This is a genomic window from Burkholderia sp. Ac-20392 (genome assembly GCF_017104585.1).
In the GTDB taxonomy this organism is placed as follows: Bacteria; Pseudomonadota; Gammaproteobacteria; order Burkholderiales; family Burkholderiaceae; genus Burkholderia; species Burkholderia lata.
The window spans coordinates 1-796 of the sequence record NZ_JAAGPB010001071.1 but is presented as its reverse complement, the minus strand read 5'-3'; the positions used below and the strand labels follow the sequence as shown (position 1 = coordinate 796).

At 72.7% G+C, this 796-nt stretch carries 1 protein-coding gene; it reads right to left on the bottom strand.

The genetic code is table 11. From position 1 onward, the window contains the following. The coding region (locus tag G3N99_RS40830; RefSeq protein ID WP_206125264.1) for an MFS transporter at positions 1-796 on the bottom strand (796 nt) is incomplete at both ends.

Below are 796 nucleotides of genomic sequence, written 5' to 3'. Positions count from 1 at the left end.
CCCCGCGCGCTCCTCGGCACGACGCTCACCGACAGCCCGTCCATCAGCCCCCACGGCATGCCGGCCCCGACACCGATCGCCACCATCGGCGCGATCGCCGCGGCCCCCGCGCCGCCGCGCAGCGCGATGCCCAGCCACACGAGCCCGGCTGCCGCGATCAGGAGCCCGAGCCCCGAGATCACACCGGCCGACAGCCAGCGCGTGAGCGTCGCCGCGACGAGCGGCACGACCAGCATCGGCGCGGAAATCGCGAGCATCAGCCAGCCGGCGTCGATCTCGCTGAAACCGTCGATGCCGATGAAGCGCAGCGGCAGCACGACGAGCAGCACGATGTAGCAGCAGCAGGTCGACACCGGCAGCACCTGCACGCCGACGAAGCGCGCGATCCGGAACAGCGACAGGTCGAGCATCGGCCGCGCGACGCGCGTCTCGATCGCGATGAACGCACCCGCGCCGAGCGCCGCACCTGCCAGCAGCGCGATCACCAGCGGGCTCGACCAGCCGCGCGCGGCCGCCTCGATCACGCCGAACGTGAACAGCGTCAGCGCGGTAGTGAACGCGACCGTGCCGGGCCAGTCGAGCCCCGTCGCATGCGGGTCACGCGACTCGTGCATGCGCGGCAGCCCGAATACCAGCGACAGCCCCCCGGCCACCGCACTCGTCACGAAGATCGCACGCCAGCCGTAATGCCCGATCAGCGCGCCGGCCAGCACCGGCCCGAACGCGAGGCCGACGCCGAAGGTCGTGCCGAGCAGGCTGAATGCGCGCGTGCGCGCCGCGCCGTCGAACTCCTGCA